At 65.7% G+C, this 26,609-nt stretch carries 27 protein-coding genes and 1 pseudogene; 9 read left to right on the forward strand and 19 right to left on the reverse strand.

Features of this window, described 5'->3' with window-relative positions; genetic code table 11:
* On the forward strand, nucleotides 1–474 hold a 474-nt coding region (locus CQ050_RS06450), incomplete at its 5' end, for a lysozyme inhibitor LprI family protein (RefSeq protein ID WP_369868258.1).
* Nucleotides 475–791: 317 nt separating this feature from the next.
* Here CQ050_RS06450 and CQ050_RS31050 read toward each other — a convergent pair.
* Nucleotides 792–1,193: a hypothetical protein gene (locus CQ050_RS31050; protein WP_233213892.1), complete on the reverse strand. Its 402-nt coding sequence runs from the start codon at nucleotides 1,191–1,193 to the stop codon at nucleotides 792–794.
* Nucleotides 1,194–1,199: 6 nt separating this feature from the next.
* On the opposite strand from CQ050_RS31050, the gene CQ050_RS06455 reads away from it, so the two are divergent.
* Nucleotides 1,200–1,871, forward strand: coding sequence for a PepSY domain-containing protein (locus tag CQ050_RS06455; RefSeq protein WP_233213867.1), 672 nt, complete (start codon nucleotides 1,200–1,202; stop codon nucleotides 1,869–1,871).
* A gap of 121 nt (nucleotides 1,872–1,992) precedes the next feature.
* A complete protein-coding gene (locus tag CQ050_RS06460) occupies nucleotides 1,993–2,589 on the forward strand; it encodes a hypothetical protein (RefSeq protein WP_233213822.1) in 597 nt (198 codons plus the stop codon).
* Between the two features lie 85 nt (nucleotides 2,590–2,674).
* Here the strand turns inward: CQ050_RS06460 and CQ050_RS06465 are convergent, their stop codons facing one another.
* From CQ050_RS06465 to CQ050_RS30660, 13 genes and pseudogenes are all read right to left on the reverse strand, one after another.
* Nucleotides 2,675–3,487 (reverse strand): ABC transporter permease, encoded by an 813-nt coding sequence (locus CQ050_RS06465; protein ID WP_105555992.1) that lies wholly within the window; start codon nucleotides 3,485–3,487, stop codon nucleotides 2,675–2,677.
* Nucleotides 3,480–4,241 (reverse strand): ABC transporter ATP-binding protein, encoded by a 762-nt coding sequence (locus CQ050_RS06470; RefSeq protein WP_105555993.1) that lies wholly within the window; start codon nucleotides 4,239–4,241, stop codon nucleotides 3,480–3,482. The genes CQ050_RS06465 and CQ050_RS06470 overlap by 8 nt, the downstream gene beginning before the upstream one ends.
* Complete coding sequence (locus CQ050_RS06475; protein WP_105555994.1) at nucleotides 4,238–5,551, reverse strand: acyl-CoA thioester hydrolase/BAAT C-terminal domain-containing protein; 1,314 nt, start codon at nucleotides 5,549–5,551, stop codon at nucleotides 4,238–4,240. The genes CQ050_RS06470 and CQ050_RS06475 overlap by 4 nt, the downstream gene beginning before the upstream one ends.
* Entirely contained in the window at nucleotides 5,548–6,651 is a 1,104-nt protein-coding gene (locus CQ050_RS06480) for an ABC transporter substrate-binding protein (protein WP_105555995.1), read from the reverse strand. Before CQ050_RS06480 ends, CQ050_RS06475 begins: the two co-directional genes overlap by 4 nt.
* A 38-nt stretch (nucleotides 6,652–6,689) precedes the next feature.
* Nucleotides 6,690–8,225 carry a class I adenylate-forming enzyme family protein gene (locus CQ050_RS06485; RefSeq protein ID WP_105555996.1) on the reverse strand — a complete coding sequence of 512 codons (1,536 nt, stop codon included), beginning with the start codon at nucleotides 8,223–8,225 and terminating at the stop codon, nucleotides 6,690–6,692.
* Between the two features lie 12 nt (nucleotides 8,226–8,237).
* Nucleotides 8,238–8,660, reverse strand: a complete 423-nt coding sequence (locus tag CQ050_RS06490; protein WP_105555997.1) for a PaaI family thioesterase — start codon at nucleotides 8,658–8,660, stop codon at nucleotides 8,238–8,240.
* Between the two features lie 17 nt (nucleotides 8,661–8,677).
* On the reverse strand, nucleotides 8,678–9,682 hold the full coding sequence (locus CQ050_RS06495; RefSeq protein ID WP_199196743.1) for a zinc-binding dehydrogenase: 1,005 nt from the start codon (nucleotides 9,680–9,682) through the stop codon (nucleotides 8,678–8,680).
* A gap of 65 nt (nucleotides 9,683–9,747) precedes the next feature.
* Nucleotides 9,748–10,743, reverse strand: a complete 996-nt coding sequence (locus CQ050_RS06500) for an ABC transporter substrate-binding protein (RefSeq protein WP_105555999.1) — start codon at nucleotides 10,741–10,743, stop codon at nucleotides 9,748–9,750.
* A 16-nt stretch (nucleotides 10,744–10,759) separates the two neighbouring features.
* Nucleotides 10,760–11,563, reverse strand: coding sequence for an ABC transporter permease (locus CQ050_RS06505; protein ID WP_105556000.1), 804 nt, complete (start codon nucleotides 11,561–11,563; stop codon nucleotides 10,760–10,762).
* Nucleotides 11,560–12,315: an ABC transporter ATP-binding protein gene (locus CQ050_RS06510; RefSeq protein ID WP_199196744.1), complete on the reverse strand. Its 756-nt coding sequence runs from the start codon at nucleotides 12,313–12,315 to the stop codon at nucleotides 11,560–11,562. Before CQ050_RS06510 ends, CQ050_RS06505 begins: the two co-directional genes overlap by 4 nt.
* Nucleotides 12,312–13,040: a GntR family transcriptional regulator gene (locus CQ050_RS06515; RefSeq protein WP_105556001.1), complete on the reverse strand. Its 729-nt coding sequence runs from the start codon at nucleotides 13,038–13,040 to the stop codon at nucleotides 12,312–12,314. Before CQ050_RS06515 ends, CQ050_RS06510 begins: the two co-directional genes overlap by 4 nt.
* Before the next feature lie 665 nt (nucleotides 13,041–13,705).
* Nucleotides 13,706–14,452 carry a lysozyme inhibitor LprI family protein gene (locus tag CQ050_RS06525; protein WP_233213831.1) on the reverse strand — a complete coding sequence of 249 codons (747 nt, stop codon included), beginning with the start codon at nucleotides 14,450–14,452 and terminating at the stop codon, nucleotides 13,706–13,708.
* A gap of 309 nt (nucleotides 14,453–14,761) precedes the next feature.
* Nucleotides 14,762–14,862 (reverse strand): annotated as a pseudogene (locus tag CQ050_RS30660) (IS5/IS1182 family transposase); the annotation flags it as partial.
* A gap of 73 nt (nucleotides 14,863–14,935) precedes the next feature.
* Between CQ050_RS30660 and CQ050_RS06530 the strand changes: the two are divergent.
* Nucleotides 14,936–15,598, forward strand: a complete 663-nt coding sequence (locus CQ050_RS06530) for an imm11 family protein (protein WP_105556004.1) — start codon at nucleotides 14,936–14,938, stop codon at nucleotides 15,596–15,598.
* Between the two features lie 156 nt (nucleotides 15,599–15,754).
* On the opposite strand, the gene CQ050_RS06535 is transcribed toward CQ050_RS06530, so the two are convergent.
* On the reverse strand, nucleotides 15,755–16,615 hold the full coding sequence (locus CQ050_RS06535; RefSeq protein ID WP_105556005.1) for an NmrA family NAD(P)-binding protein: 861 nt from the start codon (nucleotides 16,613–16,615) through the stop codon (nucleotides 15,755–15,757).
* Between the two features lie 175 nt (nucleotides 16,616–16,790).
* Between CQ050_RS06535 and CQ050_RS06540 the strand changes: the two genes are divergently transcribed.
* The gene (locus tag CQ050_RS06540; protein ID WP_255410163.1) at nucleotides 16,791–17,069 is read left to right on the forward strand and encodes a gamma-glutamyltransferase; all 279 of its coding nucleotides are present in this window, start codon (nucleotides 16,791–16,793) and stop codon (nucleotides 17,067–17,069) included.
* Between the two features lie 101 nt (nucleotides 17,070–17,170).
* Here CQ050_RS06540 and ggt read toward each other — a convergent pair whose 3' ends face one another.
* Genes ggt through CQ050_RS06555 form a run of 3 tightly spaced genes read right to left on the reverse strand, consistent with a single transcriptional unit; the run spans nucleotide 17,171 to nucleotide 21,053 of the window.
* Nucleotides 17,171–18,808, reverse strand: coding sequence for a gamma-glutamyltransferase (ggt, locus tag CQ050_RS06545; RefSeq protein WP_233213834.1), 1,638 nt, complete (start codon nucleotides 18,806–18,808; stop codon nucleotides 17,171–17,173).
* Nucleotides 18,801–19,994: a serine hydrolase gene (locus tag CQ050_RS06550; RefSeq protein WP_105556006.1), complete on the reverse strand. Its 1,194-nt coding sequence runs from the start codon at nucleotides 19,992–19,994 to the stop codon at nucleotides 18,801–18,803. Before CQ050_RS06550 ends, ggt begins: the two co-directional genes overlap by 8 nt.
* A gap of 42 nt (nucleotides 19,995–20,036) precedes the next feature.
* A complete protein-coding gene (locus CQ050_RS06555) occupies nucleotides 20,037–21,053 on the reverse strand; it encodes a tripartite tricarboxylate transporter substrate binding protein (RefSeq protein WP_233213835.1) in 1,017 nt (338 codons plus the stop codon).
* Between the two features lie 123 nt (nucleotides 21,054–21,176).
* On the opposite strand from CQ050_RS06555, the gene CQ050_RS06560 reads away from it, so the two are divergent.
* Together CQ050_RS06560 and CQ050_RS06565 are read left to right on the forward strand one after the other, a co-directional pair.
* Nucleotides 21,177–22,088 (forward strand): LysR family transcriptional regulator, encoded by a 912-nt coding sequence (locus tag CQ050_RS06560; RefSeq protein ID WP_105556007.1) that lies wholly within the window; start codon nucleotides 21,177–21,179, stop codon nucleotides 22,086–22,088.
* A gap of 311 nt (nucleotides 22,089–22,399) precedes the next feature.
* Nucleotides 22,400–23,425, forward strand: coding sequence for a tripartite tricarboxylate transporter substrate binding protein (locus CQ050_RS06565; protein ID WP_105556008.1), 1,026 nt, complete (start codon nucleotides 22,400–22,402; stop codon nucleotides 23,423–23,425).
* Nucleotides 23,426–23,462: 37 nt separating this feature from the next.
* Here the strand turns inward: CQ050_RS06565 and CQ050_RS06570 are convergent, their stop codons facing one another.
* Nucleotides 23,463–24,377, reverse strand: a complete 915-nt coding sequence (locus CQ050_RS06570) for a LysR family transcriptional regulator (protein ID WP_105556009.1) — start codon at nucleotides 24,375–24,377, stop codon at nucleotides 23,463–23,465.
* Between the two features lie 113 nt (nucleotides 24,378–24,490).
* On the opposite strand from CQ050_RS06570, the gene CQ050_RS06575 reads away from it, so the two are divergent.
* Nucleotides 24,491–25,192 carry an RraA family protein gene (locus tag CQ050_RS06575; protein ID WP_105556010.1) on the forward strand — a complete coding sequence of 234 codons (702 nt, stop codon included), beginning with the start codon at nucleotides 24,491–24,493 and terminating at the stop codon, nucleotides 25,190–25,192.
* The gene (locus tag CQ050_RS06580) at nucleotides 25,189–26,577 is read left to right on the forward strand and encodes an amidase (RefSeq protein WP_105556011.1); all 1,389 of its coding nucleotides are present in this window, start codon (nucleotides 25,189–25,191) and stop codon (nucleotides 26,575–26,577) included. The genes CQ050_RS06575 and CQ050_RS06580 overlap by 4 nt, the downstream gene beginning before the upstream one ends.
* The last annotated feature ends 32 nt before the right edge of the window (nucleotides 26,578–26,609 follow it).

The raw sequence follows: 26,609 nt of genomic DNA on the forward strand, positions 1-26,609 counted from the left end.
GCAGACTATTCAGGAGTGAAGGACGTGCGCAACCCCGTTCTCGCGGCAATACCGACCGGCATCATGGAAGGCCGGTGCCGGCAAAGCGCTCAAGGCAAACACGCGATCCTGCATGCTGTGATCTGCGCGGTCCTCGCCAGCTCTCCTTTCCTGCAGATCGAAGCCGCCCATGCCGCCGGCTTCGACTGCAAGGCCGCGAAAACCCATGTCGAACATCTAATCTGCGCCGAACCTTCGCTGTCCAAGCTGGACGATCAGGTGAAGGAGCTTTACGAAAAGATTCAGGCTGAAACCGCTGGCCGTGACGGTGAAACCGGTGAATGGCGCGATCCTGTAGCGAAAGAGCAGACGCAATGGCGCACCACCGTGCGCGACCGTTGCCCCGACGCCGCCTGCCTGAAATCCGCCTACGTGGACCGCATCGCTGCCATGAAAAAGAACTGGGCAGAGGCGCTGGGCCCCGCAGGCAAGTAATACGCGAAGCCCTCCGGGGTGGTCGAATTTTGCTATTTAAAAGCATCCTGTCGGCGCTGAAGTAAAAGTGAGCCACCATGTGTCCGATCGCCGGTTCGATGGCGCTGCAGTGATCTCACCAGGCCGAGAGCGAAGCTGCAGCGCGGCTTGCCGATATCGCAAATTCCCAATTCAGATGACGCTTTTCTCCCAGAATCCCAACTTGAGTGACGCAACGGGACCCACGTCAAGCGCCTGACGGGTACTCAACGCCCGTCTGCGCGCCCTGGCGGGCTTCCTGCTAGTGCCGCGGCGGCCGCCTGCGTCGCCTCGCAAATTCACGCATCTTCTTTCGACAAGAATTGGGTCGAGCAATTGGCGACGACCGCGGCCGCCGAATCCGGCGAAGAGTTCCGCACCGTGGCCACATCCGCGGAGGCCGTCACCTCGAGCGCCCGCATTTGGCTATATACCCCAGCCCAAATGGGCGCGAGATGGATGATGGTGTTGACTGCGTGCCTCTGCTGCGGGTCCTCCAGCCGGTCCTTCAAGTGCACCAGGTCCTCCTTGTCGAACACCATGAATTCCTGAAAGGGGTGCCAGGTCAGAACCAGTTCATCAGACGGTCGACGGTACTGAAAAATTCGGCGCACGTCCAAGTTCGAGGCAATTCTGTTCGCCGAGGCAAAGTCCAAGCCCGCGTCTGTTGGCTTGCTGTCGTCACCGGCGTCATCACGCACAAGAAAATCTTCAGCGACTTCTTCACGTTTCGGCCAGGCAAGGGGCAGCGTTCATGGCTAGACGCGCATAACGTCGTCAGCGTCTTGTCCTTGCCGTTTTTCTTGATGATCATCTACACCGGGCTGGTCTTCTTCGCCGTGACCTACCTGCCTGCGGCGCGCGACGCGCTGTATGGCACGTCGGCCGCTCAGCGTCAGGAATTCGCGAAAGAACTGCGGGGGCCGGCGCGCAGCGATCAACCGGTCACAGCACCTAACGTGTCGCTGCCTGCGCTTGCGCAGAGGCTGGAATCCGAATGGGGCGCGGGACATGTCGCGTCGATGCAGATCATTCACCCTGCGGGTGAATCCCCATACATTGATGTGCGCAGGGCCAGCACGTCCACGCTAAGCGTGCATGAACTGGCTGCGCGCTTCAGCGCCATCGACGGCGAGCGATTGCCGCTGCCCGAGGCCGCTCCGGCGACGATGCGCGTGCGCAGTACGTTATTCGCGTTGCACGAAGGGCTTTTCGCCGATTGGTGGCTCCGCTGGCTGTATGTGATTTCGGGGCTGCTCGGCTGTGCCGTGATCGGGACTGGTCTGGTGCTGTGGACCGTCAAGCGGGGGCAGCAGCATCAACGCCTGCAACCATTTGCTGTCCAGACCGTGTACAGGCACTCCTCGCATGTTTCATAGATTTGCACCTACGCCGCCACATTCTGGCTTGAATCGCAAAACTTGCTTGCACTTACGCGGCACGGCTCAGAACGAAAAACGGATAATCCCCGCCTCTCACACAGAGGATATTGTTTTGAAGTTGAAAGCTGCACTCCTGATTTCCGCCCTCAGCGCCCTGGCCTTCGCACCTGCCCACGCGGCATCGCAACGCTCGGTTGACGCGCGCGCCTTCGACATTGCTGGCGTCAAGCCCGGCATGGACTACGACGAAGCCCTGGCCGCGGCGGCCAAGAACTTCAACGTTGCCAAGAACCAGATCCGCACCGGCTACGCGACCAACAACGTAGTCACCGGCACCAAGATGCCGATGAACTTCAGCTACAGCAAAGACGGTGTCGAGCTGTCCGTGCACTTCGAGCCGCGCCTGCCGGTCGACAAGAATCGCCCGCTGGTGGTGTCGCAGATCAACTATGAACTGCCCTGGAGCCCTGCCAACCGCGACGCCATGGCCGAGGCCGCGCTGCAGAAGTACGGCAAGCAGTCCAACTTCCCCAGCACGCTGCCCATGCAGTGGTGCGAAAAGCCCAGCTCCAATCCAGGCATGGGCTGCTCGAGCGACATGTCGCAGGCCGTGCTGAACTACTCGGGCGTCAGCCTCAAGCTGTACGACCCCGCGCCGACCAATGCACGCATCCAGTTCATGGATAACTCACAGACGCGCAAACCCAGCTTCTGATCTCACCCCAGGTTCTGAAACCGGGAAGAAGTGATCGTGCCTGGTGTTGGTTTGCACTGAAAACTGATGTCGAAGTTCAGGGGCCTCAGGATTGTTCGCCGCGCGCGGTCCCTTCCCAGAACACCACTCGGCGATGCAGCCGGCGCATGAACAGCGAGCCGGTGAGCCCGATGGCGGCAAGCAGCGCCACGCCGGCGAACATGGTGGCCAGGCTCATGCTGACCGACGCCGAGGCGATGAGATAGCCCAGGCCGCGCTGCGCCGAGAGGAATTCGCCGACCACGGCGCCGATCAGGGCGAGAGAGACGCCGATCTGCAGCCCGGAAAAGATGTCGCCAGCGGCGGCGGGAAGCTTCACGTGCAGGAGGAGGTAGCGGCGGCTGGCGCAGAAGGCGCGGCAGGCGTCCAGCAATTCCGGATCGGTACGCTTGATGCCATTGACCGTGTTCACGAACAGCGGAAAGAAGCAGACGAGCGCGACCAGCACGACCTTCGACGCCATGCCGAAACCGAACCACACGAGGATGATAGGACCCAACGCCACCTTCGGCATTGCCTGCAAGCCCAGGAATACCGGATAGCAGAAGCGCTCGAAGGTGCGCGATTCGGCCAGCAACGCGCCGAACACGATCGCCAGGCCGCATCCGAGGGCATAGCCGCTGACGGCCTCGGCAAGGGTGGCGCCGATGTGCGGCCAGAGGGAGCCGGTGGCAAACCCTTGCGCCAGGGCGTCGAACACGGCGCCAGGCCGGGGCAGCAGATAGTCCGGGATGGCGAAGATCTCGATCGCTGCGTGCCAGAGGCCGATCAGGACCGCGAGGCTGATGAGGGGGTAGATCGGGGCGGGCAGGCGCGGGGCCCGCGCCGGCCGGGAGGCGGAAGCGGAGGTATCAGGCATGGCTCGTGAAGTGGCGGCGCAGGTGATGGCAGGCGGTGTTGAAGTCGGCGTGACCTAGGGTGTCGGGCGTCCGGGGACGGGTGAGACCGGGCCGGTAGTCTTCCACGATGCGTCCGGGGCGGGGCGACAACACCAGGATGCGGTCGGCCAGGAAGACGGCTTCGGGGATGCTGTGGGTGATGAAAAGCACCGATTTGCGCTGCTGGCTCCAGATCCGCTGCAGCTCGAGCGTCAATGCCTCGCGCGTGAGCGCGTCCAGTGCGGCGAAGGGCTCGTCCATCAGGAGCAGGGCCGGGTCGGCCAGCAGCATGCGGGCGATACCCACGCGCTGCTGCATGCCGCCGGACAACTCGTGCGGATAGTTCGCGGCGTAGCGTTCCAGGCCAACGAGCGTCAGCAGTTCCTGGGCGCGCACGCGCGCCGCTTGTGCCGGCAGCCCAAGCGTGGCCGCGGGCAGCAGCACGTTCTGCGCCACCGTGCGCCAGGGCAGCAGGTTGGGCTTCTGGAACACCACCCCGGTGCGGCGGCTGGGGCCGGCGATCTCTTCGCCCGCCAGCGTGAGCTGGCCGGCGGTGGGCCGGATCAGCCCCGCCGCGAGCTTGGCCAGCGTCGACTTGCCGCATCCGGACGGTCCCAGCACCGCCACGAACTCGCCCTCGGCAAGCGTCAGGTCGATGGGACCCAGCGCGTCGAGGGTGCCACGGCGGGTGCGGTAGGAGAGGCTCACACCCTCCAGCTTGAGGTCCTGCGTCATGCGGCGGCCTCGCGCAGAAAGCGTTGCACGGCGGCCCAGGCGGCACGGCTGGCCTGGGCATTGGCCAGCGCCGTTCCGCCGCCGTCGAGGACGATGCCGGCCACCGGGTGCGGTTTCGCGATGAGCGTGGCGGGCACGTGCGGCACGCCCAGCGCGTGGCCCGCGCCCACACACCGGACGTGCTCGACCGGCCAGCGGTGTTCATGGCGGTAGAGGGTCTGGGCGATCTCCTCGGCATAGGCGGACGAGGGCCAGAAGCCGTCGTCCGTGCCCGACACCAGCATCACGGGGCCGGCGATGCGCTCGACGGGGATGCGCGCGGCCGCGACGCTAGTCGCATCGCGGTGAGCGCTCACGAACGCGGGCGCCTGCCGCACGGGCGCGGTGCCGGCGTCGCGGGCTTCGAACGCTGCCCAGTCCGCTTGGGGATTGCTGTCCCACACACTGCGCAGCGGTTCGCCGCGCCAGGTCCAGGCGGGCTCGCCCGGGAGCTGGCCGGGACGGCCGGCCCGCAGCGTGCCGTGCACCACCGAGCTCGGCACGTAGGCGATGACCGCGGAGACAAGATCTGGGAACCGCGCGCCGAGCAGCAACGACAGCTCCCCGCCGCGCGACTGGCCGGTCAGCGCCAAGAAACCCCTGGCGGGTTTCAGGTGGGCATGGACCCAGCGCAGCGCCGTTTCGAAGTACTCCAGCGGGGTGTCGGAGATGTGATCCGGACGGCCTGGGGATTTGAAGTAGCCGAGCGCAATGGCCTCGTAGCCGTGCGCGGCGTACAGGGCCGCACGTTGACGGGCCACGCCGCCGCCTGATCCGTTGAACACGACGATCACCGGGTGCGGTCCGGGGCTGGCGGGCACGTAGCGGGTGCCGGACAGGCCGCCGCCCAGCTCGATCTGTGTGACGCCATCCGCCTCGAAGCGCTGTACCAATTGCGCCTGCAAGGATATCGGGCCGGCGCGCAGCGTCAACGCGAGCGTGACCGCCGTTGTCGCGTCGCTGTGCTGCGGCGCCGTGGGCGCCTCCACCCGCCGCAGCGCCCACGCCACGGCCATGGCGTCCGGCACCGTCCAGTCACCGGCGCGCGGCGCCTGGGCATCCAGGTCCAGCACGCCGTTGGCGCCGACCTCGAATTCGGCGGCCGCTTGCCACAGGCTGCCGTCCGGATGCCTCATGCGGGCCTCCAGGCGCGCCGGGCCGGCCGGCAGGCCACGGGCCACGATGGTCCGCGGCACGTCGATCAGGGCGTCCTCGGGAGTGACGCGCAGGGTGGGCGCCGCGGGGGCGCCGCTCGCCAGCTCGCGGCTCATGGCTGGGCCTTTGCCTTGGCGCGCACGGCATCGGCGTCGAACGCGTTGATGCGGGGCAGCAGATCGTTGGTGAAGAGTTTGTCGATAGGCACGTCCGCGCTCGGATATTCGCCCGCGTCGGCCATCGCCTTGATGCCGGCTCGGATCGCGGCGAGATCGTACTGACCTGGCACGCGGGGAGCGCCCGCGGGCGTGTACAGCACGCGCCGCAGGCGGCGGGAGAGGAGCGTGGTCGCGTCCTTGAGCGCGCGGGCTTCGTCGCCCTCCGGCTTGGCCTGCGGATTGGCTTTCCAGAACGCGCGCACGCAGAACGTCGGATTGGCCTCGCAGGCGATCTGGCCTTTTGTGTAGGCGCGCGCGAAGCGTTCCAGTAGTTGCGGGTTGTCCCGTAGCGTGTCCAGGTGCGCGATGAAGCCGTTGCCCGCCGTTTCCCCGAACACGGCCGGGTACGCGACGCGGCGGATCGGCGTGCCCGACATCTCCAGCATGTCGTTCCAGCTGCTGTTGAAGTTCAGTGCGTCGACCTGATGGTTGCGCAGCGCGTGGAAGCCGGCAGCCAGGGCACCCACGGCCACGAACTCGACGTCCTTGCCGGGAGTCAGGCCGGCCGTGCGCAGCGCGGCGCGTCCTCCGGGGATCGTGCCCCAGGTGAGCGCGCCCACGCCGATCTTCTTGTTGCGCAGGTCGGCGAGTGTCTTGATGGGACCGTCCGCGAGCACGGCGAACTCCATGGTCGTGGCCGGCACGCCGTTATAGAAGTACTTGAGCGGCAGGGGATCCTTGCCGCCGAAGGTGCTGGATATGACCGGCTCCGAGGTCGGGTAACCGACCGTCACCCGCTTGTTCGCGACCTGCGGAAGCAGGGCGCCGGCGCCCTGGAACACGATGGTCTTGACCTCCAGGTTCTCTTCCTTGAAGAAGCCCAGCGCTTCGGCGGCCGCGTAGGGCGCGCCATCGTGCACCGCGGGCGGGATGGCCAGCGCCACCGTGAATTCGTCGGCCGCCTGCGCGGACAGGCCCGCGCACGACAGGGCCAGCGCCGCGGCCAGACGGGCGTGGCGGGGAACCGCGTGGAGGCGGTGTTGCGTGGAATGAGGCATGGGGAGAATCCTGTGTGTGTCTTGTTCGGGGGGGCGCGTCAGTGCGCGGCGGGGGCAGCGACGCGCGCCGCGGCGTCGCGCAGCAATGCGGCCCGATCGATCTTGTTCGTGCCGGCCAGGGGCAATGTCGGCAGGAACCAGATATGGCGGGGATGCTGATACGCCGGGGCGTGTGTCAGTGCGTATTGCTTCAGGGCGCCGGCATCGGCACGGGCGCCTTCGCGCAGGACGACATAGGCAACCGGCTTGGCGCCCTTGATGTCGTCCTCGACCGGCACGACGCAGGCCTGCTGCACGTCGGGGTGGCCCTCGAGCATGCGTTCGACCTCGCCGGGGAAGATGTTCTCGCCGCCGCAGACGAACATGTCGTCGCGCCGGCCCACGAAAGTGTAGAAACCCTGCGCGTCGCGGCTGAAGACGTCGCCCGTGCGGTAGTAGCCATCGGAGGTGATCGGCGAGGGCAGGTCGGGCCGCGCGTGATAGCCCAGCATCAGGCCCGGACTGCGCAGTTCGAGCATGCCGGTGTTCTCGGCCTCTTCCGGCCCGCGCGTGAGCCGCACATCCACGGCCGGATGCGGATAGCCGACCGACAGCGGCGGGGTGGGGATCCCCTCGGGGTGCGGCCCGAACACGACCGGGCCGCCCTCCGTGGTGCCATAGGCGTTGATGACGCGGGCATTCGGGAACAACGCGCGAATCAGGGCGAGCAGGCTCGCGCTCACCGGGGCGGAGCCCATACGGATCGCGCGTACCGATGAGAGATCCGTGGCCGCCAGCAGCGCATGCTCGCGCAGCATCATCGCGATCATGGGCGGCACCGCGGTGAGCCAGGTGGCGCGCCAGCGGGAGATCGCCTCGATGTACAGGCGAGCGTCGAACTGCGGCAGGAGGACCGCGGTGGCGCGGCAGGCGAGCGCCAGGAATGCGAGCGCGAGCGCATTCATGTGATAGAGCGGCGCGGCGATCAGGGTGCGCTCGCGATCGAGCGGCGTGGCCGCCTGGCGCGTGCGCACGGTCCAGCGCTGGCCGGCGTGCGACAGCCGCACACCCTTGGGCTTGCCCGTGGAGCCGGAGGTGTACAGCATCAGGGCGACGTCATCCGCCTGGGGTTGCCACGCCGGCTGGCCGCCGGGCGCGAGAAACGCCTCCCAGTCGTCGCCGTCGAGCGCGACGCCGGCCACGCCCTCGGGCAGGACCGGGGCGCGCGCGGCATCGTGAAACACGAGGCGCGCGCCGCTGTCGGCGAGCACGTAGGCGATCATCGCCGGGGGAAACTTGAAGTTCACCGGCACCGCGACGAGGCCGGCGCGCATGATGCCGCACAGGACAGCGAGATAGCGGGGGGAATTGGCGGCCAGCACGGCGATCCGCTCTCCCGGCGCATAGCCGCGTCCGCGCAGGCCCTGGGCCACGCCCTCGGCCATGGCCGCGAACTCGTTGCGACTGACGGCCAGCGCGCCGCCCGTGTCGTCCAGGCCGATCAGCGCGATGTCGCTGCCGTCCGCCTGCCCGATCGGGCCGGAGAGCTCGCCGAGGTTGCGCAGGTCAACGCGGGCGATGTCCAGTGCGGTCATGCCGGCTCCTGTTTACGCACGCGGCGTGGCGTAGACGCCGCGGCCGCTGGCCACGAGCTTGCCGTCGGCATCGAACACCTGGGCTTCCGCCACCGAGATCTGGCCACCGAACTTGATCACCTTGCCATGGGCGCGCAGGTCGCCAGGGCCGGCGGGACGGTGATAGTCCACGCGCAGGTCAATGGTGGGCACGCCCCGGCCTGTCTGCGACACGAGCGCCCAGTCGGCCGTGAGGTCGACCAGCGCGGCGAGGATGCCGCCATGCGTGTAGCGCTTTTCGGCGTTCACGACCCATTCTTCGCGCCAGCGCGCGGTGAGTTCGACCTCACCTTCGCGCACGGCCTGGACTTCAAGGCCGAGCCATTGATGGTAAGGGCCGCGCAGCAGGCGTGCCTGAATGTCGGCGGCGGTGGGCAGGGTTGGGGTTTCGCTCATGATGGAACTCCTTGGATTCACGGATTGACGATGACTTTGCCCAGGACCTCGCGGTCGCGGATCAGCGCGAGGCCGTCGGCGGCCTGCTCGAGCGGCAGGCGCCGGTCGATGAGCGGGGAAATGCGGCCTTCGGCCACCAGGTCCAGCAGGGCCTTGAGGTTGTCGTCGTAGAAGCTGTTGGAGCCCTTGATGTTGAGCTCGAAGCTCCATACGTAGCGCAAGTCTTCCTTGGGATCGTGGCCCGCCGTCGCGCCGCATACGAGCAAGGTGCCGCCGCGCTTGAGGCACTTGAGCGACGGCACCCAGGTGTCGCCGCCGGTGAAGTTCACCACCACGTCCACGCCGCCTTCGTTGGTGCGGCGCTGCGGCTTGCCGTACTGCGCGATGGCCCACTTGGAGAAGTCCGTCTCGCGATAGTTGATGACGTGATCGGCGCCAAGCGCCTTCAGGGCCTCGGCCTTGGCGTCGGTGCCGGCGCAGGCGATGACCTCGGCGCCAAGCAGCTTGGCGAGGATCACACTGGCGGTGCCCACGCCGCCGCTGGCTCCCAGGATCAGCACGCGGTCGCCGGCGCGCACGGTCTGATGCGTGATCAGCATGCGGTGTGCCGTGCCGTAGGCAACCGGCAGCGCGGCCGCGTCGTCGAAGCTCACCGCATCGGGCAATGCGATCAGCTGTTCCTGCGACACCAGGCAGTACTCCGCCATGCCGCCGTCGAGCATTTCGCCCATCAGGCCGCGCGCGCGGTTCAGCGGGTTGACGAGCACGCGGTCGCCGGCCTTCCAGCCGCTCACGCCGGGGCCGACTTCACTGACTTCGCCGGCGAGGTCCAGGCCGATCACCACGGGCAGCGGCACCTTGATGCCCGGCATGCCCTGCACGGTGAACACATCGTGGTAATTGAAGGAAGAGGCGCGCACGCGGATGACGACGTGACCTTCGGTGGGGGCGGGTATGGCCTTGTCGGTCACGACGCGGAGTTGGTCGAGGCCGCCGTGTTCGGTCAGCAGTAGGGCTTTCATGGTCTTGCTCATCGGGATTCCTGTCGTTCTTGAGGTTCGGGAAGGCGGGGGCTCGCCCCCGCGGGTTACTTGAGTTTCTTGGCGGCTTCGTAGGGGCCGGTCACGAAGAGGTCGGCGGGCAGGCTGCCCTTGATGAGGCCGCCGGCGGCGAACACCTCGTGCTGACGCTTGAGCGTCTGGAGATCGGCCGGCTCGAAGGCCACGCGGTTCATGTCGTTCCACTGGGCCGCGTAGATGCGCGCGTCTTCTTCCGGGAGGTTCGCGGACTTCCGCAGGATGGCCACGACCTCATCGCGATGCGTGTCGCCCCAGGCCAGGGTGTTGCGCAGTCCGGCGATCACGCGGGCCACGGCCTCGGGGTGTTCAGCCACGAACTCGGCGCGCACCGCGCCGATGCCGATGTAAGGCACCGAGCTCGCGCCGGTCAGGCGCTGCCATTCCTGGGCGAACGATCCCAACTTGGTGACCTTGAGTTCCTTGAGCTGGGCCACCGTGACCGAGCGCAGCGCGGCGCCGTCCACCTGCTTCTGCGCGAGGAACTGCGCGAGCCGCGATTCGTTGCCGCCTACGAGCGAGAAGTCGTTCGCGCCAATGCCATGGTTGCCGGCCAGCACCGCCCCCGCGATGACGGCCACCGAGCTACCGGCGGGCGACATGCCGATCTTCTTGCCGCGGAACTGGTCCAGGCTCTTGATCGGCGAGCCTTCGGGCACGACGAACTGCACGTCGGCCGGCTGGGTGGCGGCGAACACCTTGATCGGCACGCCTTCGGCGGCGCTGCTGAACACGCCGGCGGCGGGGGCGCCGAAGGCCAGGTCGATGGAGTTCGAGGCCAGCGCACGCAGCGGCGCATTCACGTCGGGGAAGCGCACGAACTGCACGTCCAGACCTTGCTGCTTGAGGAAGTCCGTGGCCTCGAGCACCGAGCCGTAACCGAGGCTCACGCCGCTGCTCCAGTAGCCGATTCGGACCTTGTCGGCGGCGTGGGACACGGCCGGTCCGAGGGTGGCGGCGAAGGCGAGCGCGGCCGCGGCAGCGCGCAGGAAGGGTTTCACTTGCATGGGAGACTCCGTTGCTTCAGAGAGGTTTCCAGCGGAACAAATGGCGTTCCAGCGGTTTGAGGATGCCGCCCTCAAGCGCCAGCATCAGCGCGACGAGGAGCAGGGTCCAGGCGAAGACCTGGTCGGTCTGCACTAGATCGGCCGCCTGGCGCAGCCGGTAGCCGATGCCGTCCGAAGAGCCCAGGGTTTCGGCAACCAGCGAGACGCGCCAGCCAAAGCCGAACGCGAGGCGCGCGCCCGAGAAGAAGTAGGGCAGGATGGAAGGAAGGTGGATGCGAAACAGGATGCGCGCGCGGGAAAAACGCAGGCTGCGTGCGAGGTCTATCCACTGCTTGTCGACATTGCGCGCGCCCTGCCAGACGTTGGTCAGGATGAGCGGCATCGCGGTCATGAAGACCACGAAGATCGTCGTGGCGTTCGAGATACCGAACCATATGATCGCGAACACCGCCCAGATCGCGGACGAGACCGTGTTCATGACGGCGAGCAGCGGCTCGAAGACCTGGGCGAGCGCCCGGCTCGAGCCCAGGGCCAGGCCGAGCGGCGTGCCGACCAGCGTGGCGAGCAGGAATCCCGCGGCCACGCGGTATGTCGTCATGCCGACATCGTGCAAAAAGTTGGGCGTCTGGGTGAGCGCGACGAGGGCGTTCCAGACCTTTGCCGGCCCCGGTAGAACGAAGGTCGGCATGCGCGAGGCGGCAAACACCCACAGCGCCAGGAAAGCGAGGGCGAGCAGCACGCGCGTCAGTACGAGGCCGGTCCACGCGGGCGGACCCGCGCGGGGTACGGGGGCGGGGTTCGTGAGGGTGGTTCGAGTCATTGCTGGACTTTCAGGCGCAGGCGCCGCGTGGTTTCGCTGACGTCGGGATCGGTGGGGGCGCGCGGACGCGGCAGTTCGATCGGCACGATTTCGCGGATCCTTCCGGGCCGCGGCTTGAGCAGCACGACGCGGTCCGCCAGTACGACGGCCTCTTCGACGTCGTGCGTGACGAAGAGAATGGTGTTGCCGCTGCCGCTCTGGATGCGCATCAGTTCCTCGTGCATCTGGGTGCGGGTCTGGGGGTCAAGCTTGGAGAAGGGCTCGTCCATCAAGAGCAGGTCCGGACCGATCACCAGCGTGCGCGCGAGCGCGGCGCGGCTGCGCATGCCGCCGGACAATGCGTGGGGCCAGGCGTCGCCAAAGTCCGACAGGCCCACGGCCTTGAGCGCTGCGTTGGCGCGGCGGCGCCGCTCCTGGCGTGGAAGCGCATCGGGTTCCAGGCCGAGTGCGACGTTGTCGCGCACCGTGCGCCAGGGCAGCAGCCGGTCTTCCTGGAAAAGATAGCCGAGCCGGCTGTGGCGGTGAAAGTCGGCAGCGGGCTCGCCGGCCAGCGTGATCTCACCCTTGCCGGGAGATTGCAGGCCCGCGATCAGATCGAGCAGCGTGCTTTTCCCGCAGCCCGACGCACCGAGCAGCGCCACGATCTCGCCCGGGGCCACGTCGAAGGCGATGTCGCGCAGCACTTCCAGCGTGCCGAAGTGCTTGGACAGGCCCGCGACGCGCAGGGCGGGCATGAGGCAGGCTTGCGTCATCGCCAACTCCCCGGACCGGTCACCGGGATGGCCGCGCCGGTTTCGGCCAGGCTGGCGTAGAGCTTCTCCAGCGTCATGGCCTGGAAGGTCTCGATGTGACGGCGGGCGATGAGCTCCACGCGCCGCGCGTCGCCTTCCTCGAACGCAGCGATCATGGCGTTGTGGTCGTGCTTGATCTCCGGCTTGGTCTTCTGCACGCCAAAGCCGAGGGCGACCAGGCGCGACATCTCGTCCATCAGGCCGGCCAGCGTGTGATGCAGGCGCGCGTTGCCGCAGGCGGCGGCAATGGCCAGATGGAACGCCTTGTTGGCGTCCATGAACACATCGATCTGATCGTTCAGCTGCAATACCGGATGCTGAACACGGCAGGCCGCCTCGAGGTCGCGCAGCCGGTCCAGGTCCACCCGGCCCACGGCCAGGCGCGCGGCCAGCGGCTCGAGCTGAGCGCGTAGCGTGAAGACTTCTTCGACGTCGCGCAGCGTGATCGGCGCGATCTGATAGCCCTTGCGCGGGCGCGACCGCACGAAGCCCTCTTGCGTCAGCCGGGTCAGCGCGATGCGCAGACTGGTCTTGCGGATGTCATAGGCCGCCATCAGCGCAGGTTCGGTCACGATGGCGCCCGGCGAAAGACGGCAGGAGATGACGTCGCGCCGGATCCGCTGATAGGCTTCGTCGCCGCTGCTGAGCGCGGCGTCTTCGTTCACGGTGAGTCGGGAGGTGTCCATCGCGGCCTGTTTGGGTGAGTCTGGGCGGCTCACCGATGCATGCACATCGGCTTACCAAGGATTCTAGGGAGGCACAGTGCGACGACAAACGAAGAAAATCTCCTATCAATATGCGCTGGGGTGACCGGCCCACGTAGGCTGCTCACTGGGATGCTGACACCTGGGCAGGCATGGCGCTTGCGCAGCCCTCATGCGCATTTGATTGTTCGCGCAACCGTGAGGCCTCCCTACCATGCAGCCTGATTTGTCTGGTCAGGAGCAAGCCTCATGGGGGCAGTAGTGCAGCAAGGGTTGGAAAAAGGGCAGGCGCCGGCATTGCGCCGTCGCCGCACGCGCGGCGTGGCCGTGGGAATGCTGGTGGCAGCGTTGGCGACCGCGGGCCTGGCCCTCGGCGCGGCCGCGCGGGCGCAGGAAAGGCCGGCCGCCAAGGCCGGTGGAACGCTGATCGTCGGGCAATACCAGGAGGGCAGGTGCCCATGCCTCAAAACAGGTCGTCGCCTTGCGGCGGCGTCGTCGCCGGCGCCACCATAGCCATCGCCTGTAGCGCGGCCAGCGCGCGCCGCTTCATGTCGGCCACCTGGGGCCCGAACTCGTAGAGCGGCGCACCGAGCGCCGGCGCGTTAAGACGGGAAAGGGCTCTTGGGAATAAGCCCGGGCGCTTACCATCAACCGCCATAGCATTGCGCGTAAGTAAAGTCGACCAAGCGCTTGTCTGAGGCATCCTGCGGCGTGGACGGCTCTACTTGGAAATGCCCGAACATATCGTCGTTGCAGATCCTCACGTTCTTGCGCTGCGTACCTTCCTGCAATACGCAGGAGCCGCCAAAACTGTGATTACTCCCAGCGACGCCAACCGGTAGATCAATCAGCCGGCTACAACCGATGATTCGGCCGTTTTGCTTCTGATGCGCCAACGATTGGTTGAACGATTCAACACGGGAGTTGGGATCACGAATCGGCACAACATTAACGCATTCGCCACTGACGGTTCGGTTGCCCGGCAGCTTGCAGTCTGAGTACACCTCGCCATTGGCAATATGTTCCTCATTACGCGCCAGCATGGCGATGCGGGTTGTGTATGCTTGCTGCAGGCAGGCGCTGTCTTGACAAATGCCACGAGCGTATTTAATCCAGTTGCGCTGTTCTTTAGCCAACTCTTTCTTGCCATAGGCATCAGTTGCGGCTAGTGCTGTTTCATAGGCGCCTTGCAATTTTCCATCCAGCGCGGATGTCTCGGCATCGCTACAGATCAACCTTTCCGTAGTGCCCACGGCCTTGTTGCAATCAAAACTAGCGGCTTGGGCGCCAGTCCATAGCGTTGCAAGGCCCAACGCAAAGAGAAGCTTCATCGCAGGTGTATACCGTATCTTCAGTGCGTAAGCGGGTGGGCGTGTTGAATGCGGCAGGGTCATGATCCTATCTTCTCAAGTTGTATGTCGATGATGTCTTGCATACAGCACAACACATCTCCCTCGTGACACGTAAAATCAGCTTAACCGAGCTAATGCACGTCTCTGGTCTTGTGATCTTGTCGCAGGAGCATCAGAGGTATTCTTATTCCAATACCCGGCTCAGTTTTTACCAGATCTAAGCTGACGCCTGTGCCTTTATCAACTAAAGCGGCGGCTCCATCACAATCTTCTCGGATGATCGTTCATTAACGTCGCTGATGAAATTCATTCAACCTGAGAATTGGTTCATTGAAGTTGGCGTGGCCTGGAGCGTTCGTAGCCCCGCGTCAAACGCCTGAAGCGATTGTCTAACCGAAACTGCGCTCGACCACCCAACGGCGCGGTAGCAGCACAATACCTTTCTTGCAATCAACAACATGGGTATCAGTTTCGCCCCGCTAGCATCGGCTCAACTGCATTCCCGTTCTGCCCCCCGCATCCAAGATGGAAGCCGCCGTGACCGAACCGACCGCCATTGAAGTTTCAGCCGAAGCCGCGTCTCATAAGGGCGAATTTTTCCTGATCGACGCCAGCTTCTTGGAAAACGGCAGGGTCCCCGGCATAGAAATCGCCAACGAAGAGAAGCTGATCCATCCGGGGATGAATGTCGTCTCGCGTCCTAACGGAATGCCAAATCAGTATCCGGAGCGTCCCCACCTGGTTCATGTGCCGGAGAAGGGCGGAATGCCACGCGATCTGGAAGAGCTCGCTGGCATATGGATTGTGTCGGAGCCGTTGAAGCAATTGTTTGAGCAGTTGGACGCCGAGGCGTTTGCGTTTGTGGCATGCGACTTCAGCCTTGCTGACGGCAGCCCCGGTCCTCAGTACTACCTAGGCAATGTGCTGCGCAGACTCGATGCCCTGGATGAAGCCTCCTCTCGCGTGAGGATCAAGCTCGACCGCAATTATCAGACCGGCGAGGACGAGAAGCTTTATAGCCTCGTCGGCGGGGCCAGCTTGGTGTTCAAACAGGATGTTGTGGGAGATGCCCATATCTTCCGCCAGGATCGCATGGGAGCACCTCCCATCTGCGACCGCGCGATGTTTGATGCATTGTGTGCGGCCAACTTCTCCGGCGTACGGCTGCGCGATGTCGCCGATATTTAGAGAGTGTTATGAACGTTGGAGTAGGTTGGCAGCATTTCCCAGCCTCAGCATGCTGAAGACCACCTGGTGCGCGGCCGTCGGATTACCGTAGACAGAACGCTCGTGCCCGTCCGTTGGTTAGCGTGCGCGTCGTGGCGTACTCAGTGGCTGGCTACCTCAGCCATGGACCACCAGGTCCCGAATGTAAGCCTCCAGGGTGGTCGATCCGCGCAGCGGGGTGTCCGACAAGTCAAAGCCGCTGTCGACGCTCACCTCGGTCATACGGGCATAGGATTCAGCGGCGGCTTCAGAAAACCCCTGGCTGACGAACGTCTGCTGCCATTCCGCTCGCGGTACGACGTGGACCTCGACAGGCCGGCCCAAGGTCTCCGCGAACGCTCGCGCTACGTCGCCGGGTGTATACCGCCTCGGGCCTTCTACGTAGCGGACGCCGCGGTCGTCGAGAGACGTCATTAAACGGGCAGCTGCGACTTCGCCCAGATCTTTCGGCGCGACCATCGGAATGGCGAGATTCGCCGGGAAAAGACTGGGCAACACGCCGGTGTTGCGCACCGTTTCGAGTAACCCGTCCCAGTTGCTCATGTAGTAAGCAGCACGGTTCACGGCCGCCGGCAACGCCTGGGCCCGTAGCCCTTCTTCCAGTTCCCACAGCACGTTCAAATCGCCAATGCGGCTACCCGGCTGGGCGCCGCCTGTCGATTCGGCAACGACCTTTTCAAGCCCGGATCCCTCGAGCGCGGCGAGTATGTTCGCAACGGTATGTCTTTCGACGACGTCGGTGTCGGTGGTGGTGTCCGCCGGAGGATTCAGTAGAAAAGCGCGTCGGCCACGCCGGAACGCGGCGCGTAATGACGCCACGTCTTCCACATTGGCTTGGACAATGTCGGCGCCCCAAGCGCGCCAGTGCGCGGCGCGAGCCGCCGAGCGGGTAACTATGGTTACCTCCGCGCCAAGCGCGAGCAAAGCGCGCGCGGTAGCCGCTCCGACGTGGCCGGTGCCCCCCATGATGATGTACATGTGTATGTCCTCCGGTTGATGCGGGTTGCGAGCGTCCCGGCATCCGGGCCGCGCCTCATCGAGTCAAACTGAGTTCCCAGCTATCGCTGGCCACATTGTGTAACGGCGGAGCCCCTCGGAGTAAGGGGCGCCCGGACACTACCAGCCGGCGGGGCAAATGTAGGTACTCGCTAATATCGTAGATTATGGTATGTCCGTTCAGGAGGCCATCGAGCATCCGCGCATGTTGGCTCGTGGGAATTCGTTTGAGATGGGAAGTACGGTGCCGGAATCGATCTGGGCTGCGCTACGCGAGAAGGGACATTTTCCCACCGTCTCGCCCAATCCGCTGGGTACGTGCCACGCGATATGGGTTGACCATCGCCGTGGCGTCTACGTCGGCGGCTCCGAGTGGCGCGACCTGCATCCGGATTGCACCTCTGGAGGTTCGATTTCCTGTGTCAAGTCAGGGTGACGCGCCGTTCTCCCCCGAATGGAGCCGTTGCTTGCTTCTAGCGACGCAAGGCGCCCGACCGGCATACGACGCCGTCCTGGTTCGGCATTGGCCATGCCGGCCTAACGCTGCGGCTGCATCACCTGTAGCGCCACACCATCCCGCTGGGGATCGGCGCCGCCTTGAAACGCGTCGCCTGCCCGCAGCACCAGATGCGGTGCGGCGAAGGCATAGCTCAGATGCGATCGAGTCACGGTCTGGCCCTGGGCGGTGAGCGGGTCGGTCACATAACGCGGAATACGGTTGGAGACTTCAACCGCGTTGCTGGTCACCGAAATGCGCGGGCTGGCCACGGCTTCGAGCGCGGTCATGCCAAAGTCGACAAGATTGACCACGGTCTGGGTCAGGGCCGAGGGAATCGCTGTGCCGCCGGGTGCGCCCAAGGCGGCGTGTACCTGGCCATCTCGAAACAGCAGCACCGGGCACTGCGAGCTGGTGCGGCGCTTGCCCGGACCGATCGAGGCCGGCCGGCCCGGACGCGGATCGAAACCGCTGAGCAACCCGTTGTAGAGGAAACCCAACCCGTCGGTGATGATGCCCGAGCTGGTGCCCAGGCTATGGGTAAGCGTGGCGGCGTTGCCCTGGGCGTCGATGACGCAGACTTGGGTGGTGTCGCGAGGCTCGGGCGGCAGGCCGGGCGAAAGCCGCGTGACGTCGGCGCGGACCTGTGCGCGGATACGCCCGGCAAGGGCCGCCGCATGTTCTTGCGACAGCAGGTGGTCGAGCGGCACGGGCACGAAATCGGGATCGCCCACATGGGTGTCTTTGTCGATCGTGACCCATTTCAACGTTTCGGCCAGCAGCTGCAGATACTGCGCGCTGTTGTGGCCAAGGGCCGCCACGTCGAAGTTCGCCAGCACATGCAGCGCCTGGATCAATGTCACGCCGCCGGCCGGAGGCGGAAAGCCCGCGACGCGCCAGCCGCGGTAGTCGCCCCATATGGGCGCAACCTCGGTGACCTGATAGTTGTTCAGGTCTTCCGCCGATAGCAGGCCGCCGTGCGCACGCATGTCGGCGACGATGCGGTCGGCGATTTCGCCATGGTAGAAGTCGCCCGCGCCCGCCCGAGCCAGATGTTCGAGCGTCGCGGTCAGGTCCGGGTTGCGCAGCCGCTCGCCGGGTCGCTTGAATACGCCATCCTGCCCCAGGTAGACGGCGCGGCCGGTCGCCGTCAGCGCCAGCCTGCGGTTCGTTTCGAGCATGCCGCCCCGGGCGCGGTCCAGCGCTCCGTATTGGTACATGTGGGGCCGCACCACTACGCCGTCGCGGGCATGCGCCAGCGCAGGCTCCAGCGCGTCGGTGAATGACCAGGTGCCGTAGCGTGACAGGGCGTGCGCCAGTCCGGCCAGGGTTCCGGGCGTGCCGATGGACTGATAGCCCGCTTCGTTCACGTTGCCTGCGACTACGAAGGCATAGCCATCGGGTGTTTCGTTGACTTGCAGGCCGGCCCAGATGTCCGGCCGTGCGGCGGCTGGTGCGCGGGCGCAGAAATCAACGCAGGTATGGACGCCGCGGTCGGGCATGGCAATCTGCAACGTGCCGTAGCCGGCGATGCCCGCCATCAGCGGGTCGACCACGCATTGCGTGAACGCCGCGGCCACGGCCGCGTCCACGGCATTGCCGCCCTCCATCAGCACACGGGCGCCGGCTTCCGCGGCCTCGGGCTGTGCCGCGGAGATCATGGCGGCGCGCTTAGTCATGGCGGGTTCCCGTCGCCTGGCGCAGCGCGGCGAAGAAGGCGTTCAGCTCGGCGTCGCGGTCGGGCTCGTTGACGCTGGCATAGCGCGGCTCGGGGTAGGCCGCCAGCTGCACCACGGCAAGCTCTGCCGCGGCGTCGATGAAGATGCGCTGGCCGGAGTGTCCCATGGCCATCATGGCGCCATCGTTACGCAGCCACCAGCTGTATCCATAGGCCGACAGCCCCAACGCGCGCCGATGGGCCGCATGCTGATCGGACGGTATGGCGAACGCCGGCGCCGACGATTGCGCAACCCAGCCTTCCGGCAGGATGCGCCGGCCGTCGGCCATGCCGTCGTCCAGCACGAACTGGGCGAATCGGCCGATGTCCCGCAGCGCCATGCCCGCGCGGCTGCCGCCGATTTCCTGGCCATCGTCGGATTCCAGCGTGTAGTAGGCATCGAACTCCATGCCGCAGGGTTGCCAGATGCGTGCGGACATGTAGTCGGCCAGCGTACCGCCCGTCGCCGCGCTCAGCACGGCGCCCAGCAGATAGGTGTCTCCGGTGTTGTAGTGCCAGGCCGAACCGGCAGGATGGGCGCGGGGGCAGGCGCGCAACAGCGCCAGCACGCCGCCGGGCACCTTGTCGGCAAGCGACTTGCTGTAGCGGTTCACATCCGATAGCTTGTCGGTGTAGTTCTCTTCCCAGGCGATGCCGGACGACATCGTGAGTAGATGGCGGATCGTCACGGCATCGTAGGCGCATTGCGCCAGCGCCGGCACGTAACGCGTTACGGGATCGTCCAGGCTGGCGATCGCGCCGTCGTGCAGGGCGGCGCCGGCCAGCATTGCCGTCATCGACTTTACGGTGGACATGGTCGACCAGCGCTCGTGCGGCTGAAAGCCCAGCCCGTAGCGTTCCAGCACGATATGGCCGCGGTGGAGCACCAACAGGCCTGCCACGTTGTTTCGGTCCATCAGGTCGCTGACGCCTCGCGTCTCGCGGTCCAGGGTGTAGCGCACGTCGAGTTCAGGCGCGCGGGGCAGCGGTCGCGGATGCTCACCGCGGCGGATGGTACGGGTCGCGAACAGGCGGTCGACGATGCGGTAGCCATAAGACTGCAGGCAGGGCGGCCAGAGCAGAAAATCCTCGCCGCGCGGCAAGTGTTCGACGGCCTGCGCCAGTGGCGGAGTATGGATGTCGTTCATGGGTGTCTCGGAGAGGGCGCCGGGCATGCCGCCCGGCACGGATCAGTCGTTGCGTATGCCCAGTCGCTTGACGATCGGGCCCCAGACATCGGCTTCCGTCTTCATGGATTGCGCGACCGACTCGGGGCCCAGGGCCTTGGGCGGGGTCATGTAGATCTCGTCCATCTGCTTGCGCGCCGCTTCATCCGCCCAGAACTTGCGCGTGGCGTCGGTCAAGCGGGCGACAATTTCGGGCGGCGTGCCCTTGGGCGCCATCAGGCCATACCATGCGTCGCCCGGAAAGCCCGACACACCGACCTCGGCGATGGTGGGGACGTCCGGAAACTGCGCGACGCGGTCGGAGCCGAAGATCACCAGCGGCACGGCCTTGCCGGTCTTGACCTGCGGCACCGCGCCGGTGAGCGCATCGGAGGTCAGGTCGATCTGCCCGCCAATAAGATCCATCATGGCCGGCGCGGCACCCTTGTACGGCACGTGCGACATCTCGATCTTGAAATGTTCGGCCAGGAAGGCCACGTTCAGGTGGGTGGAATTGCCAATCCCCGCGGAGCCATAATTCAGGCGCCCGGGATTCGCTTTGGCCTGCTTGACCAGATCATTCACCGAACGTATGCCCGAAGCGGGGTTCGCCACCAGTACCTGGGAGGTTCCCGCGATCTTCGTGACGGGGTCGAAATCGCGAGTGGGGTTGTAGGTCAGGTGCGAATAGGTGAATGGGTTGACCGACATATTCGACGTGCTGCCGAACAGCAGCGCATAGCCGTCCGCAGGCTGCTTGGCCACATAGGCGGCCGCGATGCTGCCGTTGGCGCCCGGTTTGTTCTCCACGACTACCGTGCCGCCAATGGCCTTGGAGGCATAGGCGGCCCAAGCGCGCGCCAGCGCATCGGCTGCGCCGCCGGCTGCGACGGGAACGTACACCGACACGGGGCGGACCGGCCAGTCGGCGGCGGTGGCGGGCATGGCAAAGGTCAGCGCGATGGCGCTGGCGGCTGCCAGCCCCGGCAAGCGTCGTAGAAGGGTAAAAGCCAACTGCGGGAAAGGTGAAACAGAGGCCATGACGTAACGCTCCAGGAGAAGTCGGTCGGTTAAGTTCCCGAATTCTAGGTAGGCAGTTCCATGACGTCCAATGCATAATCTGTCATCTAGTCATAATCGCCGCGTCATAATGTTGAGATCGCGATGAACCTGCAACAGCTTGAGCATTTTCTCGTTTTGGTGGAAACGCGGTCTTTCAGCCGTGCAGCGGCCAAATTGCACCTGACGCAACCAGCGCTGAGTCGCAGCATCCATGCGCTGGAAGAAGCCGTGGGCGGGCGCTTGCTGGAGCGCGACAAAGGGAAAACACTGACGGCGCTGGGCGAACTGGCCCTTGTGCGGGCGCGCCGCATCCGGGTCGAGCTGGCGGAATTGTGCCGCAGCGCCACGCTGCTGGCCGACTATGCCGGCGGCTCGGTGCGGCTGGGCCTGGGCCCCACGCCGACCGCCATCCTGTCTTTGCCACTGCTGCGCGAAATGATGCAGCGTTATCCCGCGGTCAAGTTGTTGCTCAGCGGGGGCACGCCCGAGATGCAACTGCAGGAACTGCGGGATGGCGCCGTGGATGCCCTGGTGGTGCACCGTAATCACATTCCGGCGGATCCCGATCTGCACTTGCGCTTCTTTCCCCGCACGCCGCTCGGTTTCGTTGTTCGCGCCGGCCATCCCCTGGCCTCGGAAAGCGCGCTGCAATTCGAGGCCTTGCGCCGCTACGCGGTGGCGGCCAGTGGCCGCGCCATGAGCGACGAGGTGATGCATCGCCTGAACGCCTACTTCGGGCCTCCAGTGCATTTTGTCGAGGCTATCCAATATCAGTCGAACGATATCCGGGCGCTGGTCGATTTGGTCCGCACGAGCGATACGGTATTTTTTGGCGTGCTGCAGGTCGCGCAGCCCATGATCCAGCGTGGCGAGCTGGTGCATATCGACATGCGGCCGGCGCTGGAGCTGTCATCGCAATTCGTATTCGTGACACTGGAAGGCAAGACGCTGCCGCCGGCCTTGCTGGTGTTGCGCGAGCTGTGCACGGAATACATGTCCGGCCCAGCGGATTGACCTGCGCGGCGATCGCCTGTCGTCAATGCGCCGTCGGCGCAGGCGAGACGAGCCTGCCTTACGCCGTCGGCAAGAATGCCAACGCGGCAAGCACCGCCAGACCGGTACAGAGCGGTATATGCGAGGCCTTGAAGTAATTCGCCGCTGGGGACCGTGGCGCGCCGCTGTTGGCAAGGGCCATGGACGCGTCGGGCTGATAAGCAGAATCTTTCATTTCGTGGGGCATTTTTGATTACTGGCGGCTGCGAGCCACATGCTACTTTTTCCCGGCATTTCAAAGACTAATCGATAAATCAAGGGAACAAGGCATCATGAATGCGATACACGGAAAGCGCGCACCCGCGCGGCAGCCGCGCGCTACGCGCCGGGGCGTCCTGGCGGCGGCAATGGCGCTTTGCGCCAGCCTGCTGGCGGGCGGCCAGGCTTGGGCGGCGTCCGATTACCCGGCGGGCAAGCCGATCAACCTGGTCGTGCCGTTTCCGGCCGGCGGCGGCACCGACTTCATCGGCCGCCTGCTGGCGGCGGAATTGGGCAAGATCCTGCAGACCACCGTCGTGGTCGAGAACAAGGGCGGCGCCAACAGCAATATCGGCACGGCCTACGTAACGCAGGCCAAGCCGGACGGCTACACGCTCCTGCTGTCCGGGGTCGGCATGGCCACCAATCAGTCGCTGTACAGCCGGTTGCCGTATCGGCTAGAGCAGCTCGACCAGATCGCCATCCTGGCGTACGGGGTGGACGTGCTGGTGACGTCGCCCACTTTCCCCGCCAAGAGCTACGCGGAATTCGTGGAGATGGTGCGCAAGGAACCCGGAAAATATTCCTATGCCTCGTCGGGCAACGGCACCTCGGGCCATCTGGGCATGGAAATGTTGAAGATGCGGGCCAAGCTGGACATGATGCACGTGCCTTATAACGGCGGTTCGGCGGCCATCAACGACGTACTGGCCGGCCGCGTCGATACCCTGTTCTTGAACCAGGACACGGTGCTGCCGCATGTACGGGCAGGCAAGCTGCGGGCGTTGGCTATCGGCAGCGCCGAGCGCAATCCGGTGTATCCGGACACGCCCACGCTGGCCGAAAGCGGGCAGCCTGGCTTCTCATCGGAATACTGGTTCGGACTGAGCGCGCCGGCGGGCTTGCCCGACGAGGTGTTCCAGAAGCTGTTCGAGGCGACGGGCAAGGCCATGCAGTCGCCGCAGATCCGCGAGAAACTCGGTGCGGTGGGGCTGGTGATCCCGACCCTGACCGATAAGGACCAGTACGCCACGCTGGTCAAGCGCGAGGTCGAGAAATGGGGCGAGGTCGTGCGCGCCTCCGGCGCCAGGATCGATTGATCAGCATGATCCGGGGGCCGCGCGCGGCCCCTTCGCATTACGCCGGGCTTTGTGCCGGCACCAGGAAATTCAGCCGCGTCAGCGTGTCGCGGGTGATATCCACGATGGAATCGATGTGCGCGCCGTGGGCGGCCGTCAGATAGGAAATATAGAAGCCGGCGGGCGGAATCGGCGGATCGCTGGGTAATGCCTGCAGCACGCCCATGGCCAGCATGTCATGCAGCAGCGGCACCGGCAGGATGCCGATCGCGTGGCCCGCGCCAATCAGCCGCGAGATCAGCGCCAGCGAATTGGTGGTGCTGAGTCCGGTCATGTCTACCCCGCCGGTCGCCAGCCAGTCCTCCACCACGGTGTACAGCGTCGAGGGCGGCGAATGCGTGGCGATGTGATGGCCGCGGGCATGTTCCGGCTGGAACGGGTCGGCGTTGATGCGCAGAGAAGGCGAGGCGACCCAGTGAAAGGGCATCCAGCCGATGAACACATCGCTCACCGCCTCGCTGGTAGCGGGATTGGTCAGCAGCGCCATGTCCAGTTCGCCGGCATTGAGCATGCGGTTGAGCACGGAGCCCACATCCACCGTCATCTCCAGCGCCAGCGAAGGATAGTGTTCCTTGAGCTGCGCGATGACCGCCGTCAGGCCGACGTTGGCGGAACATTCGTCTGCCCCCAGCCTTAATTTCCCGCCAAGCTTTCTATCCTTGCCGAAGTGTTCGAGCTGCCGGCTGCTGTGCAACGCGGCTTCGGCGTGGCGCAGCGCCGCCTGGCCGGTATCGGTCAGCGAGATGCGTTGGCGCGAGCGGTCGAACAACTGCACGTCCAGCGTGTTTTCCAGTTCGCGGATGCGCGACGAAACGGCGGGTTGGGTGACGTGCAGATGGCGCGCGGCGGCGTGGATGCTGCCGAGCTTGGCAGCCCAGTAGTAGGCCTCAAGCTGGCTAAGGGTTATCCGCATGATAAGGAATGTCTTTCAAAGTGCCCGAAATTTTGATTATTTAGGCCGAATAGGTGCGTGCTACCTTTTTATTCACCGGGCCTTAGCCCTTTTCATTGTAGTGAAACCAGACGATGTATCAGATCAGTTCTTTGCCTCCGCAGGTGCCGCCTGATGATCTGGCGCTGTTGCAGCGGGCCGAGCCCGCGACAATCGGCCACTTCCAGGCCACCGGGTTCCTGCACGCGGATATCCTTGCCCACAGCCGTGACGTGCGCGTGGCCGGGACGGCCGTGACGGTGCGCATGCCGGGCGTGGATGGCGGCATCCTGCACTATGCGATGGGCTGCGTGCGTCCGGGCGACGTGTTGGTGATCGACCGTTGCGGCGAAGCCGTGACCGCGGCGCTGGGTGGCGCCATGGCGTATGCCGCGCGGCAGGCGGGCGTCGCGGCGATTATCGTCGATGGGCGGGTGACGGACCTGGGAGAGCTGCGCCAGCATGGCGTGCCGGTGTGGTCCAAAGGGCCTTCCCCGGTGACGACGCGGGTGCTGGGCCTGGAAGGCGAGTTTTGCGGCGACATCGTATGCGGCGGCGTGGCCGTGCGGGCAGGCGATGCCGTGCTGGCCGACGAGAACGGCGTGCTGATACTGCCTCGGCAGCACGTGCGCGCTGCGGCGCAACGCGCCATCGACTTCCAGACCCGGGAACAGACCACGCTGGCGCGCCTGCAAGGGGGCGAGAAGTTTCCGGACATCGTGGGTTCGCGCGCGATCATCGACCGGGCGATTGCCGCGGCGCGCGCGGCCGGTGCCGTGCAAGGAGTGGCGCAATGAGCATCGACCTGGATCTGGCCGCGCTGGCCGGCCAGCTTCGCCGCGGCGATGTTTCCGTGGAGACGGTGGTGGGCGATTACCTGGCGCGCATCGAGGCGCTGGACGGCTGGCTGCACGCGTACGTGGACGTATACGCCGAAGAGGCACTGGCGGCGGCGCGCGCCGCCGACTTGCAGTTGCGCGCCGGCATCGACCTGGGGCCGCTGCATGGCGTGCCCATTGCGCTCAAGGACATCATCGACATTGCCGGCCGTCCCACCACGATCGGTTCGCCCATCCACGCCCAACGCATGGCGGCGACGACGGCGCGACTGGTTAGGCAATTGCAGCAGGCGGGGGCCATCGTGCTGGGCAAGACGCACATGGTGCAGTTCGCCATGGGGGCCTGGGGCACCAACGAACATATGGGCACGCCGCGCAATCCGTGGGACGACGCCGTGCATCGCATTCCCGGCGGGTCCAGCAGCGGCTCGGCGGTGGCGGTGGCGGGCCGCCTGGCGCCGGTGTCCATCGGTACCGATACCGGCGGGTCGGTCCGGGTGCCGGCCAGCTATTGCGGCATTACCGGCTTCAAGCCCACCGTGGGCCGTATCGCGACCCACGGCGTGGCCACGCTGAGCCAGACGCTGGATAGCGTCGGTGTGTTCGCACACAGCGCCGCTGATGCGCGCGCGGTGTTCGATGCCCTGGCTCCGGTCCAGCCGGGCGAGTGGGCCGAGGCATCCGATGCGCCTCGATTCGACGTGCGCGGCATGACGCTGGGCCGTCTGCCCGATTCATTCCTGCGGGATGTGCAGCCCGCCGTACATGCGGCCTACGAGGAAGCGCTGGTCGAGTTCCGTGCGCTGGGCGCGAGCATCGTCACGGTCAAGCTCCCCGCCAGCCTGGCGCATTTCAAGGCGGTGACAGGCGACATCATGATGACGGAGGGCGCTTTTTCGTTCGAGCGCGAGATCACGGACCTGGCCTTGCCCGTGGATGATTCGGTGCGGCCGCGACTGCGCGTCGGCCTGGACGTGCCTGCCGTGCGCTATCTGGCGGCGCTGCGCGAGCGCGATCGCCTGCAAGCCGACATGCAGCACCGCATGCGGGGCATTGCGGCGCTGCTGACACCGACCACGCTGACGACGGCCCTGCCGCTGGCGCAGGTGGACCATGGCAACGCGCCGGTGCATTACACGCGCATCGGCAATCTGCTGCAGATGTGCGGCGTGTCGGTGCCCAATGGCCAGGATGCCGACGGCCTGCCGACCGGGTTGCAGATTCTGAGTCCTGGCGGGGAGGATCGCCTGGCACTGTTCCTGGCTGAGGTCTACCAGCGCCATACCGATTGGCATCGGGCACGCGCCGAACCGCGCGGGGAGGGTATCCGCGGGGCCGCGTGAGTTAGCCCGGGCAGGCCAGGCCGGGCCCAATA

This window comes from Achromobacter sp. MYb9, from assembly GCF_002975275.1.
Classification (GTDB): Bacteria; Pseudomonadota; Gammaproteobacteria; order Burkholderiales; family Burkholderiaceae_B; genus Achromobacter.